Source organism: Enterococcus sp. C57 (assembly GCF_040887305.1).
Classification (GTDB): Bacteria; Bacillota; Bacilli; order Lactobacillales; family Enterococcaceae; genus Enterococcus_B; species Enterococcus_B hirae.
The window spans coordinates 63,960-82,150 of the sequence record NZ_JBFOFP010000002.1; the positions used below are offsets into that span (position 1 = coordinate 63,960).

An 18,191-nucleotide genomic window follows, 5' to 3' on the forward strand; every position below is an offset into this window, starting at 1 on the left:
GTGAGCGACTTTGAAAAGGATCAAGCAAATTGCTTGAGGATGTGGTATAATGCGAAAGTCGTGTAAAAAAGAAAGAGAAGAGGTGCTTACTTAAATGAGTAATTTTGAACAATTTCATTTTAAACCATATATAAATGAGGCGTTAGCAGAAAAAGGTTTTGCTCAACCAACTGAAGTACAAGAGCGTTTGATTCCTTTGATCGCTAAAGGAAAAAATATCATTGGTCAATCACAAACTGGTTCGGGCAAAACGCATACATTTTTATTGCCTTTATTTCAAAAAATCAATGCGGAAAAAGCCGAAGTACAAGTAGTAATCACTGCACCAAGTCGTGAACTAGCTACTCAAATTTATGATGCTGCTAGTCAGATCGCTAAATTTTCCGATCCAGAGATCCGAGTGACGAATTTTGTAGGTGGAACGGATAAGCAACGCCAATTGAGCCGCTTGAAACATCAACAACCACAGATCGTAGTGGGAACGCCAGGTAGAATCTTGGATATGATGAATGAACAAGCATTAAAAATCCATACAGCATTTGCATTTGTTGTAGATGAAGCAGATATGACACTGGACATGGGCTTCTTGAATGAAGTGGATCAAATTGCTAGTCGCTTGCCTGAAAAACTGCAATTTTTAGTTTTCTCAGCGACGATTCCTGAAAAATTACGACCATTTTTACGTAAATACATGGAAAATCCAATCATTGAAGAAATCAAACCGAAAGCAGTTATTTCAGAAGATATCGAGAATTGGCTGATCTCTACTAAAGGGAAAGATAAAAATCGAATGATCTACCAATTGTTAACAATTGGTCATCCTTACCTTGCAATTGTCTTTGCAAATACGAAACAACACGTGGATGAAATTGCTGATTATTTGAAAAATCAAGGCTTAAAAGTAGCCAAAATCCATGGAGATATCACTCCAAGAGAACGAAAACGAGTGATGCGCCAAGTTCAAAACTTAGAATATCAATACGTGGTTGCGACAGATCTAGCGGCACGTGGCATCGATATTGAAGGGGTTTCTCATGTGATCAATGCAGAAATTCCTGAAGACCTTGACTTCTTTATCCATCGAGTAGGTCGGACTGGACGTAATGGTTTAAAAGGAACTGCGATCACTTTGTACTCACCAAGTGATGAACAAACGATTGACAGTATTGAAAAAATTGGTGTCACATTTGAACCGATGGAAATCAAAAATGATGAAATCATCAAGACTTATGACCGCAATCGTCGGACGAAACGGGAAAAATCCAAAGATACACTGGATCCTACATTGATCGGCTTAGTGAAAAAGAAAAAGAAAAAAATCAAACCTGGATATAAAAAGAAAATCGATTGGGCAATTGCTGAAAAGAACAAAAAAGACCGTAAAATCGAACGCAGACAACAAACTAGAACTGCAAGAAAAAATAAGAAAAACTCCAATAAGTAAGTCAATGACCAGACCCTTTAAAAGAGACGTCATGACTTCACGCTCAAAGACCAAAGGATTGCATGTCTTCTGCATTCCTTTGGTCTGTTTTTAAGTGTTCATTTAGCAGATAATCTAGTGATAATAGATCTTAAATCAATTCTTTTTGCATCCCTACGCAGGTAATCCCATCCTCGATAAAAGGATCTGTACAAGTCTCGTAACCTTGTTGCTGATAGAAACTAAGGGCAGTCATTTCTGCTACTAGGTAACTTGACAGCAAGCCTTCTTTTTTTGCTTTCTGTTCAGCTAAGGACAACAGCTGACGACCGAAACCTTGTTGGCGATAATTTTTGGCGACGCAAAAACGATCGGGGTTAAGACAAGTGGACGATTTTTTTTGATAACGTAATGTTGCAATTGGAACATTGTTTTCCATTAACAGAAAGTAGTTATCAGAAGTGTCCGTTTCGTCAAATTCTAATTCTGGCAAAATGCCTTGTTCCAGAACAAATACCTGATAACGAAGATAAAAACTCGCCCCTCTGATCCAGGACTTGTTTCCAAAATAAACTTGCATCATCGATTCTCCTTTTGATTAATAGGCGTAATTCAAGCTTAACAAAAAATATTCTAGAAAGAAATAAGAGTTGAAGGAAAAGAGCGGTTGACAGAATAAAATAGAATACGTATACTTGTAAAGTACGAAAAGGACATGGTTTGTTTAAGTCTGACTTACAGAAAATTCTTTCCAGGCTGAAAAAAGAATAGTCAAAAAAACAAATTGCTCCCTTTTTTATTGATAGAAATATCAACGCTACTCAGCGTTATCGAGTTCAAGAGGTAATGATCGAACATCATTGCAACCAAGGTGGTACCGCGAGTTTTCGTCCTTGGCTGTGAGGGTGTTTTTTTGTCGTTTAAAATAAAGAAAGAAGGTAATAAAATGAAACAATTAAGTAGTGCACAAGTTCGACAAATGTTTTTAGATTTCTTCCAATCAAAAGGACACACGATTGAACCTAGCGCATCATTAATTCCGGTCAACGATCCAACGCTTTTATGGATCAACTCAGGGGTTGCTACGTTAAAAAAATATTTTGACGGCTCTGTCGTACCAGAAAATCCACGCATCACAAACGCTCAAAAATCAATTCGTACGAATGACATTGAAAATGTAGGGAAGACAGCACGGCACCACACAATGTTTGAAATGCTTGGGAATTTTTCTATTGGTGATTATTTCAAAAATGAAGCAATCCATTGGGCATGGGAATTTTTAACAAGTCCTGAATGGATGGCATTTGATCCGGAAAAATTATATGTTACCGTTTATCCAAAAGACACAGAAGCAAAACGAATCTGGCATGAAGAAGTCGGCTTACCACTTGATCACATTGTAGATGTTGAAGATAATTTCTGGGATATTGGTGCGGGTCCTTGTGGTCCTGATACAGAAATCTTCTATGATCGAGGCGAAGCATACAATGATGTCGCAGAAGATGATCCAGAAAACTACCCTGGTGGAGAAAACGAACGCTATTTAGAAATTTGGAATCTAGTATTTTCTGAGTTCAACCATAAACCAGATCATACATTTGAACCTTTACCACATAAAAACATTGATACGGGCATGGGGCTGGAACGGATGGTTTCGATCGTTCAAGACGCACCAACAAACTTTGAAACAGACTTGTTCTTACCGATCATTCATGCGGTAGAAAAACTAAGTAACCAAGTAAAATATGGTGAAAACCCGACAACCGACATTTCTTATAAAGTAATTGCGGATCATATCCGAGCATTATCTTTTGCGATTGGAGATGGGGCGCTTCCTTCAAATGAAGGTCGTGGCTATGTTCTTCGTCGTTTATTACGCCGAGCAGTGATGCACGGGAAAAAATTAGGGATCGAAAAAGCTTTCTTATATGATCTTGTTCCAGTAGTTGGCGAAATCATGGTTAGCTATTATCCGGAAGTCCTTCAACAAAAAGAATTTATTGAAAAAGTAGTTCGTACCGAAGAAGAACGTTTCAATGAAACGATCAACGAAGGTCTTGAAATCTTGAATCAAGTGATCGCTGAAGTCAAAAAAGCAAATGGAACAACACTTGCTGGAAAAGATATCTTCAAATTATATGATACTTACGGTTTCCCAGTGGAGTTGACCGAAGAAGTGGCAGAAGATGAAGGCTTGAAAGTCGATCATGAAGGCTTTGAAAAAGAAATGGAAGCACAAAGACAACGTGCGCGTGCTGCTCGTAGTACAGAAAAATCAATGGGAGTCCAATCTGCCCTATTAACAGATATCAAAGTGGATAGTAAATTTATTGGCTATGATCAAGTTGAATCAGACAGCAAACTATTGGTGATTATCAAAGATGAAGAACTAGTGAGTGAATTGTCTGCTGGACAAGGTCAATTGATTTTTGATCAAACACCGTTTTATGCAGAAATGGGTGGACAAGTGGCTGATCAAGGTTGGATCATCAATGCCTCTGGAGAAACGGTTGCGACAGTTGTTGACGTTCAAAAAGCACCGAATGGACAATTTATGCATACCGTAGAAGTGCTATCAACATTGACTGAAGGCGAAGTTTACCACTTATTGATCGATGTACCGATGAGAAATCGCATCATTAAGAACCATACAGCGACTCACTTATTGCATAAAGCTTTAAAAGAAGTTTTAGGGGAACATGCAAACCAAGCTGGTTCTTTAGTTGCTCCTGGACATTTACGCTTTGACTTTACTCATTTTGGACAAATCACAGCAGATGAATTAGTAAAAATGGAACGAATCGTTAATGAGAAGATATGGGAAGCAATCCCAGTAGAAACCATTGAAACAGATATCGATACCGCTAAGAATATGGGGGCTATGGCTTTATTTGGTGAAAAATATGGTCAAGAAGTCCGTGTAGTGAACATTGGTGGATGGTCTATCGAACTTTGTGGTGGAACCCATGTAACAAATACTGAAAATATTGGGATCTTTAAAATCGTTTCTGAATCAGGAATCGGTGCCGGTGTTCGTCGGATCGAAGCTGTAACAAGTAAAGAAGCTTATGAGTTATTGGAAGCGGAAGAAAAACAATTAAAAGAAGTTGCCACAATTGTCAAATCACCTCAATTAAAAGAGGTTGTATCAAAAACGGAACAATTACAACAACAATTAAAAGAACTACAAAAAGAAAATGAACAATTAGCAAGTAAACTAGCGAACCAACAAGCAGGCGATGTCTTTAAAAATGTGGAAACAGTTAGTGGTCATTCAATGATTACTGCACAAGTAAAAGTAAAAGATATGAACCAATTACGTCAATTAGCAGACCAATGGAAACAAAAAAACATTTCCGATATTCTTGTTTTGGCAAATGAACAAGACGGAAAAGTTAGTTTGTTAGTCGCTATGACGAAAGAAGCAAATGATGCTGGGCTAAAAGCTGGTGACTTGATCAAAGCAATCGCACCAAAAGTTGGTGGTGGCGGTGGTGGTCGCCCTGATATGGCGCAAGCAGGTGGGAAAAACCCTGCTGGTATCCCAGATGCTTTATCAGAAGCTAAAACATGGTTGTCTAATCAATAATCAACTTTAAATACTTTTCCAAATAAAATGGGAAAGCGTCGAATAGCTCAGATGATAATAACCTCCTTTTGAAACGGTATTTTATGTTTGGGAGAGAAAAAACTTATTTCAAGGAGCGAATGCTTGACCTTGTTTTAGCAAATAATGGGGAATAGGATGCTTTCATTGAAGCGAGTAAGCGGTCATTTTTTAAACAGCTTTTCATAGTTTAAACACTGATCGCTTATCGCTTAAGGAAGCACCGATAATACTATGTATTTTCATACATGCTAAAGGGCTCAAGAACGACCTTTTTTGTTCAAGGAGTATTGAATCCTCCTATTTGTTAAAGAAAAGTTCTACCGAATTTGTTTGAAACGGAAATCCCGTTGACAAATTCGGTTTATTTTATGAGAACTGAATGCAACCAATCAGCATTTTCTTTGAGAGTAATTAATTGACAAAAAAGCAAAACCTTTTACGATTAGAATAAAAAGGAGGGGGTAAAATTGAATAGTAAAAATAAAACTTTTCGTCTAGTTTTACGAGCGATTTTATTAGCAATCATTATCGTTCAAGCAATGGTTCCATGGTTAGGGTTTATTCCTTTAGGATTTATTAGTTTGACGATTATTCACATAACAGTTATCGTTGCTGCGGTTGTATTAGGACCGAAAGACGGCATGGTCATTGGTTTGTTTTGGGGGATCGCCACGATCATTCGTGCTTACGCCATGCCTACGACCCCATTTGATACCCTCGTCTTTACCAATCCGATCATTTCAGTTGTTCCTAGAGTGTTAGTTGGCTTAGTTGCAGGAATCATTTTTCACTGGATTTATCAACGTTATCATTCTGTAGTCGTTGGTTCGGTTTTAGCAGGAGTATTTGGCTCACTCGTGAATACACTTTTAGTTCTAGGGTTTATGGGACTGTTTTATACTGGGGCAACTGCTGATGCGTATGGCGTAGATGCGGATCTATTATTTAAAACTTTGGCAGGAGTTGCCGCAATCAATGGGATTCCGGAAGCGATAGGTGCCGGAATCATTACGCCACTGATTGCTAAAGCGCTGTTTGCTGCAACGCCACTTAAACCAGAATAAAGAATAAAGGAAGCGAAAAAGTGTCAAAAGAACAAAAAATGATTAGTGGGCAAGAACGTACCAAAAAAGGTATTATAGCTGGAATCTTAGGTCTTATCTCAAATATGTTATTGTTTGTTGCGAAGTTTATGATCGGCCTTTTTTCTGGCAGTGTTTCGATCATGGCGGATGCTATCAATAGTTTATCCGATACAGCTTCATCCATTTTGACGCTTGTTGGGTTTAAGATTGCTGCAAAACCCGCAGACCAAGAACATCCATTTGGACATGAACGATTTGAATATATCAGTGGCTTATTTGTTTCAATCATCATTACGTATGTAGGGTTTCAATTTTTGGACACTTCTATACGGAAAATTTTTCGGCCGGAACATTTAGTCCTGACACCGATCGTGTTTCTTGTCCTGATATTTTCGATTCTGTTAAAACTTTTACAAGGACGAATGTACACTAGATTTTCAAAAACAATTCAGTCAGAAGCACTAAAAGCGACAGCCAAAGATAGTTACAATGATGTATTCACGACGTTAGCTGTTTTAGTATCTGCAGGTATCGAAAGATTCACTGGCTGGCGTATTGATGGCTATGTTGGTTTTGTCTTAGCCGGGTACATTATTTTTAGTGGGATCATGATGTTACGTGATTTTGTCTATGAATTACTAGGTAGCCGTCCAACAGCTGAAGAAATCAAAACAATGGAAAAACAATTAAGTTCTTATAAATCGATTTTAGGTTTTCATGATCTGTTGGTTCATAATTATGGACCAAATAAAAAGTTTGCTTCTGTTCATATTGAAGTTGATGACAGTTTAAACTTGAATGAAGCACATAAAATCATTGATATTATCGAAAAAGACTTTAAAAAGACTTTGGATGTAGATTTAGTTTGTCATCTAGATCCGGTAGCAATCCATAATGAACAATACCGTGAAATATTGAAACAATTGAGACAAATTATCAAAGAGTTGGGGGAAGAGTTGAGGTTGCACGATTTACGGATCATACGTAAAGGGAAAGAGTTGCAATTCGATATTGTAGTTCCTCAGAATTTCAAGTTACCAGATGATGTTTTAGAAGAAAAGATTCGTCAAGCTATTGAGAAAAAGGTTGGTTCTTTTGAACTCGATATTACTTTTGATCACAATTATCTTCTCTATTAAATCAGAAACTTTAAAAAGACTTTTTAGTAAGTAGCTAAAAAGTCTTTTTTTTATGGATTTAATTGTTTTTGAAGCGCTTGGCGTGCCAGATTATCCGCCCCTTTATTCTTACTCTCGGGAATCCATTGTAAGATGAGTAAATGGAACTGAGCGAGTAATTGTTGGATCTCATATAGAAGGGAAGAGAAACTTTCGTTGTTCGTGTGGTTTTTGTCGATTGTAGAAACAAGTACTTTGCTATCGGAATAACAGAGAATTGTTTCATTGACCCAGCCTTTTTCCTTTAAAATTTCTAAAGTTTTTAAAAAGACTTCGAATTCAGCTTGATGATTGGAGCCATCCGAAAGTGGGACGGTAAGCTGTTCTTGTTTATTTTCATGGATAATTAAAATGCCTCCACCACTAGGTCCTGGATTGCCTTTTGTGGAAGCATCAATGTATACTTTGATCATAATAAGGAAGCTCTCCTTTTTATAAAAATAGTGTTATGCTATAATTATACCATTACAAATAGATGCGAGGTTAAAGAATGAAAAAAATAATTCGCTGGCAGCCGGAATGGGCGCAGACGATCATCTATTGGTCTTTATCTTTGATCATTTTATTTTTTAGTTTGATTTTATCACTTGAAAACACTAGACCCTATTGGAAAAGTAACTTAGTGATGGGGCTATTTTTAATTTTTCTTTTTCTTGGGTATCGTCGGTCATTTATTTTGAAAAACCATGCAATCAAAATTAAATATGCTGCTTTTTGGAAGGACCAAAATATCCCGCTACAAGATATTGACTCTGTAACACCGGTCAAAAGAGGTGTAAAGATTAAATATGTAGGGAAGGCTGAGCCAACCTTCTATCTGATGCGCAAAAAAAGTCAGACAGCTTTTTTGTCCTACTATTCTGAAGGTAAAGAGCAACAAAGCACTAACAACCAAGTAAATACAACTAGCTGATTGATTTTACTTGTTTAAACCAATTGATTCAGCAGATATAAAATAGCTGCGAGAAAAACATAACTATATATAACCTCTGAGAAAACAAGCCGAAGAATCCGAAGATCATTTTATGATCAGGGTGAGATTCTTCGGCTTGATTGTGTCTTGCTGACGTTTGTATGAACTTGACCCTAGAAAAATGGATGATATGATGTTCAACCAGTAACTTTCGATAAAGTAATGGACACCTGACCATTCAACCAAGGGATATATAACTTAATAACATAAAGGATATTATAAAAAATTTGCACTAAATATTTTTTAAAGGAAAAAAAGAAGTAAGATAACATTTTTTCTTATTTATAATAAAACTTACAGAAAAAGTATAAGGAGAAAAACGGACGTGGAAATAAAAAAAATGTTTGAAGATCTCTACCGAATTTGGAAGAAAACAGGCATTCTCAAGAGAAGAGGTGCGAAGCTATCGAGACTATGGCGGAGAAACGGTAGGAAGATAGTGAGACTATGGCGGAGGAACGGTAGGAAGATAAAAGGAATATGGAAAACGAGAGGTACAAAACTACGGAGAATGCACTTGGAAAAGCTAAATAAAAGAAAGGAAAATGGCAAAAGAACACAGATGAAAAAAGCACAGACATCAAGAGTGAAACAAGGTAGTTCGAATAATAAACAAGAAATACGTTCGCTATCTGTCCGTGCAACAAATCAAGCGAGTTGGAAAAATGCGCAAATTTCAAGAAATTTAGCGAATCAGCAGAAGGGCTACTCCAGGAGTCAACAGACATCTATCACCTCAACGAGATGAATCTTTCTATGGGTTCACATAGTTTTGATGTCAATCGTTGGAATCAGTGTTTTGATCGACTTGGAGTGATAAATGGTTGGCAATTTTTAAAAGAAAACAGCAAAACACAGGGTTATAACCTTCAGGACTTAAAAAATATCATGGCTGGATTTGATTCGCAGGAAATAACTTCAGGAACCAGTTCAAGAAGATACATAAATGAACGAATCATAAATAGTGAAAGTGATCGTTGAAACTAGTTATTAGAAAAGCTCGGTAAAAAAATGGTATAAAAGCAATCAAAAAAGATTATCAACCAAGGCTATATAACAATCAAGCCCTTGCTCGGATTGTCGATTCTTTAAATCCGTTGTCTCGATTTAGAAAGATTCTTTTAAAATGGCAATTAATGTTGAAAAGAAAACAATCTGATGCGAAAGACATCATTCACTCGGAAATAAGTGAGAAGGATGCATAGGTACAACGAGAAGAAATAATAGCGAAGAAAAAAGAAAAGAAATTTGTAAAAAATATTAAAGCAAACGCTAGAAATCAAGTTTTCAATACAGTCGAGCAGTCTTTTTCAAATCATCTGATAAATTCGAGATAACCTTCTTTCGATAGGATTAGAAAACAAACAGAAATATGTATCTTTTTATTTAAAAGTGAGATTTTGTAATATTAGTGAACGTTGTACTGTATGGAAGAGACGCAGCGTAAGTTGATTTTCTATCGTTCAAGCAATTATAAAATTATAAAAAAGCCGATACTTTGCAAAGAACATTTTGCGGAGTATCGGTCTTTCTTTAAATTGAATATTTTTGATGCAATCTCTTCTGTTTTGAAGAGAAGTTACTTATTGTTGAAACTTTCTTATAAGATCATTTTTTTGACATGAGCGGCTTGTGCCCCACGGTTTCCTTCGATTATTTCAAATTCTACAGATTGATTTTCTTCAAGGGTTTTGAAACCTTCTTCTTCAATTGCAGTAAAATGGACGAATATTTCTTCTGTTTCATCATAACTAATAAATCCATATCCTTTTTTGTTGTCAAACCATTTCACAGTTCCTGTGGTCAAAGCTCTCACGACCTTTCTAAAGTCTGATCATAACTAACATTATAAAGAGTATTTATATATACGTCAATTAAATTAAAAAAGCAATCTTGCCTATTTTGTTTTAAAATAAAAAAAGGTATAATAGATATAACTGAACAAATTCTTTTGTTTTGGGTATAAAGTTCGTGTAAAGGGGTAATTTGATGAAGAGCGATCTACAAATATCACAAGAAACAGAGTTAAAACCGATTATTGAAATTGCGGAAAAATTGGATATCCAACAAGATGACCTGGAGCTTTACGGAAAATATAAAGCGAAAATCGATTTTTCCACCATCAAGAAATTAAAGAAAAAACCAGATGGTCACTTGATTTTAGTTACATCCATCAATCCTACACCAGCTGGAGAAGGTAAATCGACCATCACGGTAGGTCTTGGGGACGCATTGAATCAAATTGGTAAAAAAGCAGTGATTGCGTTAAGAGAACCTTCCCTTGGTCCAGTCATGGGAATCAAGGGTGGTGCTGCCGGCGGAGGCTATGCACAAGTATTACCAATGGAAGATATCAATTTACACTTTACTGGCGATATGCATGCGATTACGTCTGCTAATAATGCATTGTCTGCACTTTTGGACAATCATATCCATCAAGGGAATGAACTGAGAATCGATTCACGTCGTGTGATCTGGAAACGTGTCGTCGATTTGAATGATCGCGAACTGCGAAAAGTGATTGTTGGCTTGGGCGGTCCGATTCAAGGTGTGCCGAGAGAAGATGGCTTTGACATCACCGTAGCAAGTGAAATCATGGCGATTTTATGCTTAGCAACAGACATCGATGATTTAAAAGCGCGTTTAGCTCGAATTGTTGTCGGTTATACCTTTGATCAAAAGCCAGTGACAGCTGGTGATCTCAAAGCAGAAGGTGCATTGGCACTGCTATTAAAAGAAGCGATCAAACCAAACTTAGTACAAACGATTTATGGCACGCCAGCATTTGTCCATGGCGGTCCTTTTGCCAATATTGCTCACGGGTGTAATAGTGTTTTAGCTACCCAAACAGCTCTTAAATTAGGGGAGTATGTGGTGACTGAAGCTGGATTTGGTGCAGATCTAGGTGGAGAAAAATTCCTAGATATCAAAGTTCCGAATTTGAAAAAGGCACCTGATGCGATCGTGATCGTAGCAACAGTTCGTGCATTGAAAATGCATGGCGGTGCAACTAAAGAAGAGTTGAAAACGGAAAATTTAGCAGCATTGGAAAAAGGATTCAGTAATTTAAAACGTCATATCCACAATATGGAGAAATACCATATCCCCGTAATTGTTGCGATCAACGAATTCGTGACAGATACGGAAGCTGAATTTACTTTGTTAGAACGTCTTTGCGAAAATCAAGGGGTGATCGTACAACGAGCAAGTGTTTGGGAGCATGGCGCAGATGGTGGAATTGAACTTGCCAAAGCGGTCGTTCGTGCGATTGATAGTCAGCAAGCAGATTATCAGCCCTTGTATCAACCGACAGCGACTATTGAAGAAAAAGTGGCAACGATCGTCCAAGAGATTTATGGTGGAAAAGGTGTCAGTTTTAGTAAAAAAGCAAAAAAACAAATCGATGAGTTTGTCCTTAATGGTTGGGATAAACTGCCAATTTGTATGGCGAAAACCCAATATTCATTTTCTGACGATCCGACACTTCTAGGCGCTCCTGAAGGATTTACGATTACCATCAGAGAGTTCGTTCCCAAATTAGGGGCTGGGTTTATCGTTGCGCTAACAGGTGATGTCATGACTATGCCGGGACTTCCCAAAAAACCAGCTGCATTGAATATGGATGTTACCAGTGATGGGGAAGTACTGGGATTATTCTAAAAAAGAAAGAGGATAGGGTGCTTCATAAAAAAGCCATCTATCAAAAATGTTTAGTGAGAATACACAAAAAACGAGTAAATACCTAAAATTAGGTAAAGGCTCCATTTCGATCAAAAAAAAGTATAAAGTCAGCTCTTGTATATGTTCATACAAGGGCTGACTTGTTTTTATACATATTGTGTTAGTCAACAAGTAAATAATGGCGGTTTCACGGATGATTTTGAGTTCAAAACAGCTTTTTATGATAGCAATCATATGTCTAAAATAAAATGATTTATAATCATTGTGAAGAAAACGTTCTCTTTAATACTAAAATAGGAGTGCAAATTTTTGAAAAAGTATTTATTTAGAACAATTTTGGTGTCTACGTCACTTTTGACTTTAGGAACTGCTGTAACTCCGTGTGTTACAGTATTAGCCGATGAAACGAATAGTTCTGGCATAGCAATTTGTAGTGATGATGAGTACTATGTATTAGACGAACCATCGATTCAGACAAAAACTTGGTCACAACCTCAAAGTTGGCGTATTTCTAAAGGAAATCGTACATATTCGGGTACAGAAACCCACAATAGAAAAACCACATTAGCAATTGGTGCAACGATCTTCGGAATGAATATTAAAATCGGGAACGAATACTCAGTAAACGGAAAATTCAAGAAGTATTGTCAAAATGCAAGGATAACGGTCACTTACCGAGTTTATCGTAAAGTAGACAATAAATATATTCGTACTCAAACTGCTACAGCAAATACACAATATATTGATTATGTAGCAATATGATACATAGGAATACTAAGAAACATTGGAAATTCATTCTTTGCTTGAGTTACTTTATTATTTATTTTATGATCCCAAATATAGGGATCCCAATCAAATATGATTTCATATTTGATTGGATTTCTTGGTTTCCGTTGATCCTAAGTTTTATGTTTTTGGTGTTGTTCCACCAGCTTCTCTATCAATCATTAGTAGAAATACAATGGCTGAAACTCATATTTATTGCAGTCTTTTGTATCGTTAGTATTATTGTCATTAATACTGCTTTGCCTGATACAAATAGCTTACCCCTAAATTCTTTAGCTAATAGTGAATTGAAAAAATATATAATAAGTGCTACAACGTACGGTGTATTTTTAGAAGAAATGATTTTTAGATTTAGTCTAATCAGCTTACATTCTGACAGGAAAACAAAGGCTTCTCTCCTCATAATCTCTTCATTCTTGTTTTCAATCGTACACGGAGGAAATTTCAACCTTTTTTTCTGCGGCGTTCTATTTGGATTCGTTTATATAAAAACTTCTAATGTGTGGTACGCCATATTGACCCATGTTTTTTATAATGGTGTGGGTATATTTCTTTTTTTATTCTTTACTTAGTTGTTGCAAAGCAATGAACGATAAAGTAGTTAAAGCAAGTGGAGATTTACAAAAAGTGAGGTTGAAAAAAATACTTCTAAACAGTAAAAAAGGATGACACAATTATTCATTACGGATAGTTGTGTCATCCTTTTATTTTCGATCGAACATCTTTAATGGATATATAAGGAGTGAAAACGATGTTACAACAGATTTCTAATAGATTTGCTGGTTGGCTACTTTTGCTGTACTCGCTGCATTTGAGCAAAAAATGTCTATAAATTAGTTAAATATAGGGAACTCAAACACTTTGAGACATCTACTTTCTTGTTCGGGTGTTTTACGGTATACTAAGAAAGCATCAGGAGGAGGGGCGTTATGGACGTACGAGTGACAAGACGAACAGGTTTTTATGGCATGGGTAGTCCGATCCAACTGCGGATCAATGGAAAGAAAAAAGGACAATTGAATCATAATCAATCGGTTTTACTTAAGTTAGAAGCACCTTTTACAATGCAAGTTTCGTTTTATTGGTTAAAAAGTCCAGTGTATACAATAACGCATCCGTCCAAAGGATACGTCATTACAATGACCTCTTATTGTTACAGATTTATCCCTTTTTATTTTTAGGAAGTGGATTAAGCGCATTGTGGTTACACAATCTAATTTATAGTATGTTCGTGGTACTTGTAATGATTGGCTTCTTTTTTTTCATCAAAAACCAAGCCTATGTGATCAAGGAGGAGAAAGATGGCAAACTCTGATATTTTTTTAAGTAGTTTTAATCGGATCGAAAAATGGATGAGAGATGAAATGGGTAACGCCCGCAATATGGGATTTACTGAGTTAGTTCGACGACTTGCCCAACGCAAAAAAGCAGTGATTCGTCAATATGAAGAAGATTTGCTTCAGCTGGCGCAGTTACGAAATGCCATTGTTCACGATCGGATTGCTGTGGACTTTGTGATTGCTGAACCCAATGATTGGGCAGTCAATAAGATCCAGCAGATTGAAGAAGACTTGATTCGTCCAGCAAAGGTTTTACCTCGCTTTGCGAAACATGTCACAGGTTTTGAACGAGATCTTCCTTTACTTGATTTGTTAGGAACGGTTGCCAAAAAACGATACTCACAGTTTCCTTTGTATAATAAAGGGAAATTCGTAGCGCTTGTGACATTGCGGGTCATTGGTTTTTGGCTAGCAAAGGAAAGTCAAAAAGGGACCATTGATTTAACAGATAAAAAAGCGGCTGATTTGATTTTTAGTGATGGTAAATATACGAATTATCGTTTTGTAGCTGAACATACTTATGTTTATGAAGTGGAAACAATGTTTCGGGAACAAGGAACTCTAGAAGCAGTCCTGATTACCAAAGATGGTCATCCTGACGGCAACTTACTGGGGATCATTAGACCTAGAGATATTTATCAACAAATAGAAAAGGAATGATTTTTTGTTAGCAATTTATTTTATGATCAGTGGATTATTAGTGGCTCTTGATCAGTGGGTCAAATGGTGGATCGTCAATGATTTATCTTTAGGCGAAACGAAGACATTGATTCCAGGCGTCTTATCGTTGAATCATATACGCAATACTGGGGCAGCTTGGAGTATGCTTGAAGGGAAGATGTGGTTTTTCGTCATAATCACAGTGATTGCTGTCATTGTTGTCGTGACATTGATGGTCAAGAATCGCAAACAGGGCAATCGATGGTTGCTGACAGGGCTAAGTTTTATTTTGGCAGGAGCTATTGGGAATTTTATTGATCGTGTTAGACTGGGATATGTCGTCGATATGTTCCAAACAGATTTTATGAATTTTCCGATCTTCAATGTAGCTGATATGACACTTGTTTGTGGTGTGATTCTTATTTTGATATACATTATTTTAGATGAAAAGGAACAAGGGAAAAAATGACAGAATTAAACGCAACGATTCAAACAGAAACAGGACGGATCGATAAAGTACTCACAGGTTTATTCAACGATTATAGTCGTTCACAAATCCAGCTTTGGCTCAAAGATGGTGCCGTTTCGGTCAACGGACAAGTGGTGAAAGCAAATTATAAAGTGAAGAAAAATGATGAAATCGTGATCGCTGTGCCAGAACCAGAGACCCTTTCAATTGAAGCAGAAGACATTCCATTAGAAATCGTTTATGAAGACGAAGCGGTTGCTGTTGTCAACAAACCACAAGGCATGGTCGTCCATCCTTCAGCAGGTCATCCGAATGGTACGATGGTCAATGCTTTAATGTATCATGTAAAAGATCTTTCGTCGATCAATGGTGTGATCCGTCCAGGGATCGTCCATCGAATCGATAAAGATACTTCAGGTTTGTTGATGGTAGCGAAAAATGATTTAGCACATGAATCTTTGGCCAAGCAATTAAAAGATAAAACTTCTTTACGTAAATACGTAGCGTTAGTCCATGGAGTGATTCCTCATGAAAAAGGAACGATCAACGCACCGATCGGTCGATCAAAAGTGAACCGTAAAATGCAGGCAGTTAGAGAAGATGGCAAACCAGCCGTGACCCATTTTAATGTCTTGGAACGATTCAATGATTTTACGTTGGTGGAGTTGACGTTAGAAACAGGTAGGACCCATCAGATCCGTGTGCATATGAAATATATAGGCTATCCTTTAGCTGGAGACCCAGTTTACGGACCAAGTAAGACATTGAAAGGGAATGGGCAATTTCTTCATGCGAAGCTCTTAGGTTTTACCCATCCAATCACAGGTCAGAAAATGGTCTTTGAAGCACCGCTTCCAACAATCTTTGAAAAAACTTTAGAAAAACTAAGGAAAAGTGTTGCATTTTGATTTAGATAACGGTATAGTATTTAACAACGAAAGCATAAAAACTTCATATCAGTTCCTTTAAGTTTAGTCCCGTGAGGCTAAGAAGGGTGTGGGTAAGAGAGCTATGGTGCGCCATAACATCGATTACTCAATGACGTAGTATAACTATCAGTGTATTTAAATGTACACTCAGTCTAGACATTCCTCCTGTCCTCTTAGGGCAGGAGTTTTTTTGTGTATAAAAAAGGAGGAAACAAACATGCAAGCAAAAGAAGTTGTGGATCAAGTAACCATGAAGCGGGCATTGACACGTATCACTTATGAAATCATTGAAAGAAATCAGACGATTCAAGATGTTGTCTTAATTGGGATAAAAACAAGAGGCATTTACATCGCATCAAGAGTTGCCGATCGTTTGAAGCAACTAGAAGGCATCGAAGTTCCGGTCGGAGAGCTGGATATCACATTGTATCGTGATGATAAAAAAGAAACACCAGCTGAAGCAGAACTTCATTCTTCAGATATTCCCGTTTCACTAGAAGGAAAAGAAGTGATTTTGATCGATGACGTCCTTTACACTGGACGAACGATTCGAGCAGCGATGGACGCAGTAATGGACTATGGTCGTCCTAGAAAAATTTCTCTGGCTGTCTTAGTAGACAGGGGACATCGGGAGTTACCGATTCGAGCAGACTATGTTGGGAAAAACATTCCCACAGCAAAAACAGAAGAAATCTTAGTCGAAATGCAAGAACTTGACGGCAAAGATCGAATCATGATTTTGAAAGAGGAAGAATAGAGGAGCAATTGATATGTCAGAACAGAAAAAATTCCATAATCACGATGCGGTTTTAGATATCCACGATCGCCCAAAAACAGGACATTGGATCGGCTTAAGTTTACAACATCTCTTTACGATGTTTGGTGCTACTGTACTTGTGCCGATTTTAGTGGGGATCGATCCAGGGATTGCCTTAGTCAGCTCAGGATTAGGAACATTAGTTTATCTTTTTACTACTAAAGGAAAGATTCCAGCATACTTGGGTAGTAGCTTTGCCTTTATCGCAGCTATGCAAATGCTGATGAAGACTGACGGATACCCAGCGATCGCCCAAGGAGCCGTAACAACTGGTCTGGTTTACTTGATCGTCGCATGGATCATCAAAAAGATCGGTTCAGCATGGTTGGACAAAATTTTACCACCGATTGTCGTTGGTCCCGTGATCATGGTAATCGGTTTGGGGTTAGCAGCGAATGCTGCAACGAACGCAATGTATAACCAAGGCAACTATGATTTTAAATATATTGCCGTGGCACTGATCACTTTAGCATTGACGATTTTTTTCAACATGTGGCTAAAAGGATTTTTAGGACTTATTCCAATTTTGTTAGGGATCATTTGCGGCTACCTCGTTGCTTTACTCTTCGGAATCGTCGATACAAAGCCGATCGCTGATGCTGCATGGTTCGCTTTACCAAACTTCGAGATTCCATTTGTTCAATATGAACCGAAGCTTTACTTAGGGGCAATTACGACGATGGCACCTATTGCTTTCGTTACGATGACGGAACACATTGGACACTTGATGGTCTTGAATAAATTAACAAAACGTAATTTCTTTGAAGAGCCAGGTTTACACAAAACATTGATGGGAGATGGCTTAGCGCAGATCGTCGCAGCTTTCGTCGGTGGCCCTCCAGTTACAAGTTATGGGGAAAATATCGGTGTGTTAGCAATCACTCGTGTACACAGCGTATTCGTCATCGGTGGTGCAGCAGTCTTCGCTGTGATTTTAGGATTTGTGGGCAAATTAAGCGCTTTGATCTTAAGTATCCCCGGACCCGTAATTTCCGGAATCAGCTTTATCTTGTTCGGAGTGATCGCAGCGAGTGGAATGAAGATTTTGATCGAAAATAAAATCGATTTTGATAAAAAGAAAAATCTGTTGATTGCTTCAGTGATCTTAGTGGTCGGAATCGGCGGCTTGGTTTTTGAAGTAGGCACCTTCACGTTATCAGCAATGGCTTTAGCAACTGTACTTGGTATCATTCTGAATCTTATCTTACCCGAAACTTCACGTAGCGAAGAAAACTAAGGA

At 37.5% G+C, this 18,191-nt stretch carries 17 protein-coding genes and 1 pseudogene; 15 read left to right on the forward strand and 3 right to left on the reverse strand.

Annotation, left to right across the window (positions count from 1 at the left end):
• The first annotated feature begins 94 nt into the window (after positions 1-94).
• The gene (locus AB5M32_RS02230; RefSeq protein WP_034697842.1) at positions 95-1,444 is read left to right on the forward strand and encodes a DEAD/DEAH box helicase; all 1,350 of its coding nucleotides are present in this window, start codon (positions 95-97) and stop codon (positions 1,442-1,444) included.
• Between the two features lie 130 nt (positions 1,445-1,574).
• Here AB5M32_RS02230 and AB5M32_RS02235 read toward each other — a convergent pair whose 3' ends face one another.
• Positions 1,575-2,006, reverse strand: coding sequence for a GNAT family N-acetyltransferase (locus AB5M32_RS02235; protein ID WP_010719233.1), 432 nt, complete (start codon positions 2,004-2,006; stop codon positions 1,575-1,577).
• 363 nt (positions 2,007-2,369) lie between these two features.
• Here AB5M32_RS02235 and alaS point away from each other — a divergent pair, with 363 nt between their 5' ends.
• The 3 genes from alaS to AB5M32_RS02250 all read left to right on the forward strand — a co-directional run bounded on the left by alaS (position 2,370) and on the right by AB5M32_RS02250 (position 7,257).
• Positions 2,370-5,012 carry an alanine--tRNA ligase gene (gene alaS / locus AB5M32_RS02240; RefSeq protein WP_088745154.1) on the forward strand — a complete coding sequence of 881 codons (2,643 nt, stop codon included), beginning with the start codon at positions 2,370-2,372 and terminating at the stop codon, positions 5,010-5,012.
• Between the two features lie 488 nt (positions 5,013-5,500).
• The gene (locus AB5M32_RS02245) at positions 5,501-6,097 is read left to right on the forward strand and encodes an ECF transporter S component (RefSeq protein WP_010737525.1); all 597 of its coding nucleotides are present in this window, start codon (positions 5,501-5,503) and stop codon (positions 6,095-6,097) included.
• A gap of 38 nt (positions 6,098-6,135) precedes the next feature.
• Positions 6,136-7,257, forward strand: coding sequence for a cation diffusion facilitator family transporter (locus AB5M32_RS02250; protein WP_368024338.1), 1,122 nt, complete (start codon positions 6,136-6,138; stop codon positions 7,255-7,257).
• 50 nt (positions 7,258-7,307) lie between these two features.
• Here the strand turns inward: AB5M32_RS02250 and AB5M32_RS02255 are convergent, their stop codons facing one another.
• On the reverse strand, positions 7,308-7,709 hold the full coding sequence (locus AB5M32_RS02255) for a ribonuclease HI family protein (RefSeq protein WP_010719229.1): 402 nt from the start codon (positions 7,707-7,709) through the stop codon (positions 7,308-7,310).
• A gap of 77 nt (positions 7,710-7,786) precedes the next feature.
• Between AB5M32_RS02255 and AB5M32_RS02260 the strand changes: the two genes are divergently transcribed.
• Positions 7,787-8,209, forward strand: a complete 423-nt coding sequence (locus AB5M32_RS02260; RefSeq protein WP_034697854.1) for an EbsA family protein — start codon at positions 7,787-7,789, stop codon at positions 8,207-8,209.
• Positions 8,210-8,786: 577 nt separating this feature from the next.
• A complete protein-coding gene (locus tag AB5M32_RS02265) occupies positions 8,787-9,017 on the forward strand; it encodes a hypothetical protein (RefSeq protein ID WP_228011854.1) in 231 nt (76 codons plus the stop codon).
• 852 nt (positions 9,018-9,869) lie between these two features.
• Here AB5M32_RS02265 and AB5M32_RS02270 read toward each other — a convergent pair.
• Complete coding sequence (locus tag AB5M32_RS02270; RefSeq protein ID WP_010719225.1) at positions 9,870-10,076, reverse strand: cold-shock protein; 207 nt, start codon at positions 10,074-10,076, stop codon at positions 9,870-9,872.
• 182 nt (positions 10,077-10,258) lie between these two features.
• Between AB5M32_RS02270 and AB5M32_RS02275 the strand changes: the two genes are divergently transcribed.
• The 9 genes and pseudogenes from AB5M32_RS02275 (at position 10,259) to AB5M32_RS02315 (ending at position 18,188) form a co-directional block, all read left to right on the forward strand.
• The gene (locus tag AB5M32_RS02275; protein WP_178286297.1) at positions 10,259-11,929 is read left to right on the forward strand and encodes a formate--tetrahydrofolate ligase; all 1,671 of its coding nucleotides are present in this window, start codon (positions 10,259-10,261) and stop codon (positions 11,927-11,929) included.
• A 330-nt stretch (positions 11,930-12,259) separates the two neighbouring features.
• Positions 12,260-12,712 (forward strand): LMxysn_1693 family intestinal colonization protein, encoded by a 453-nt coding sequence (locus AB5M32_RS02280; protein WP_178286295.1) that lies wholly within the window; start codon positions 12,260-12,262, stop codon positions 12,710-12,712.
• 362 nt (positions 12,713-13,074) lie between these two features.
• Entirely contained in the window at positions 13,075-13,308 is a 234-nt protein-coding gene (locus AB5M32_RS02285; protein WP_229060502.1) for a CPBP family intramembrane glutamic endopeptidase, read from the forward strand.
• 357 nt (positions 13,309-13,665) lie between these two features.
• Positions 13,666-14,051, forward strand: a pseudogene (locus AB5M32_RS02290) (hypothetical protein).
• Positions 14,038-14,736 (forward strand): CBS domain-containing protein, encoded by a 699-nt coding sequence (locus AB5M32_RS02295; RefSeq protein WP_010719220.1) that lies wholly within the window; start codon positions 14,038-14,040, stop codon positions 14,734-14,736. The pseudogene AB5M32_RS02290 and the gene AB5M32_RS02295 overlap by 14 nt, the downstream one beginning before the upstream one ends.
• Before the next feature lie 4 nt (positions 14,737-14,740).
• Positions 14,741-15,205 (forward strand): signal peptidase II, encoded by a 465-nt coding sequence (gene lspA / locus AB5M32_RS02300; RefSeq protein ID WP_010737534.1) that lies wholly within the window; start codon positions 14,741-14,743, stop codon positions 15,203-15,205.
• Positions 15,202-16,113 carry an RluA family pseudouridine synthase gene (locus tag AB5M32_RS02305; protein WP_034697864.1) on the forward strand — a complete coding sequence of 304 codons (912 nt, stop codon included), beginning with the start codon at positions 15,202-15,204 and terminating at the stop codon, positions 16,111-16,113. The genes lspA and AB5M32_RS02305 overlap by 4 nt, the downstream gene beginning before the upstream one ends.
• 238 nt (positions 16,114-16,351) lie before the next feature.
• Positions 16,352-16,891 (forward strand): bifunctional pyr operon transcriptional regulator/uracil phosphoribosyltransferase PyrR, encoded by a 540-nt coding sequence (gene pyrR, locus AB5M32_RS02310; protein ID WP_010719217.1) that lies wholly within the window; start codon positions 16,352-16,354, stop codon positions 16,889-16,891.
• Positions 16,892-16,904: 13 nt separating this feature from the next.
• On the forward strand, positions 16,905-18,188 hold the full coding sequence (locus AB5M32_RS02315; RefSeq protein WP_053766058.1) for a solute carrier family 23 protein: 1,284 nt from the start codon (positions 16,905-16,907) through the stop codon (positions 18,186-18,188).
• Positions 18,189-18,191 lie beyond the last annotated feature (3 nt).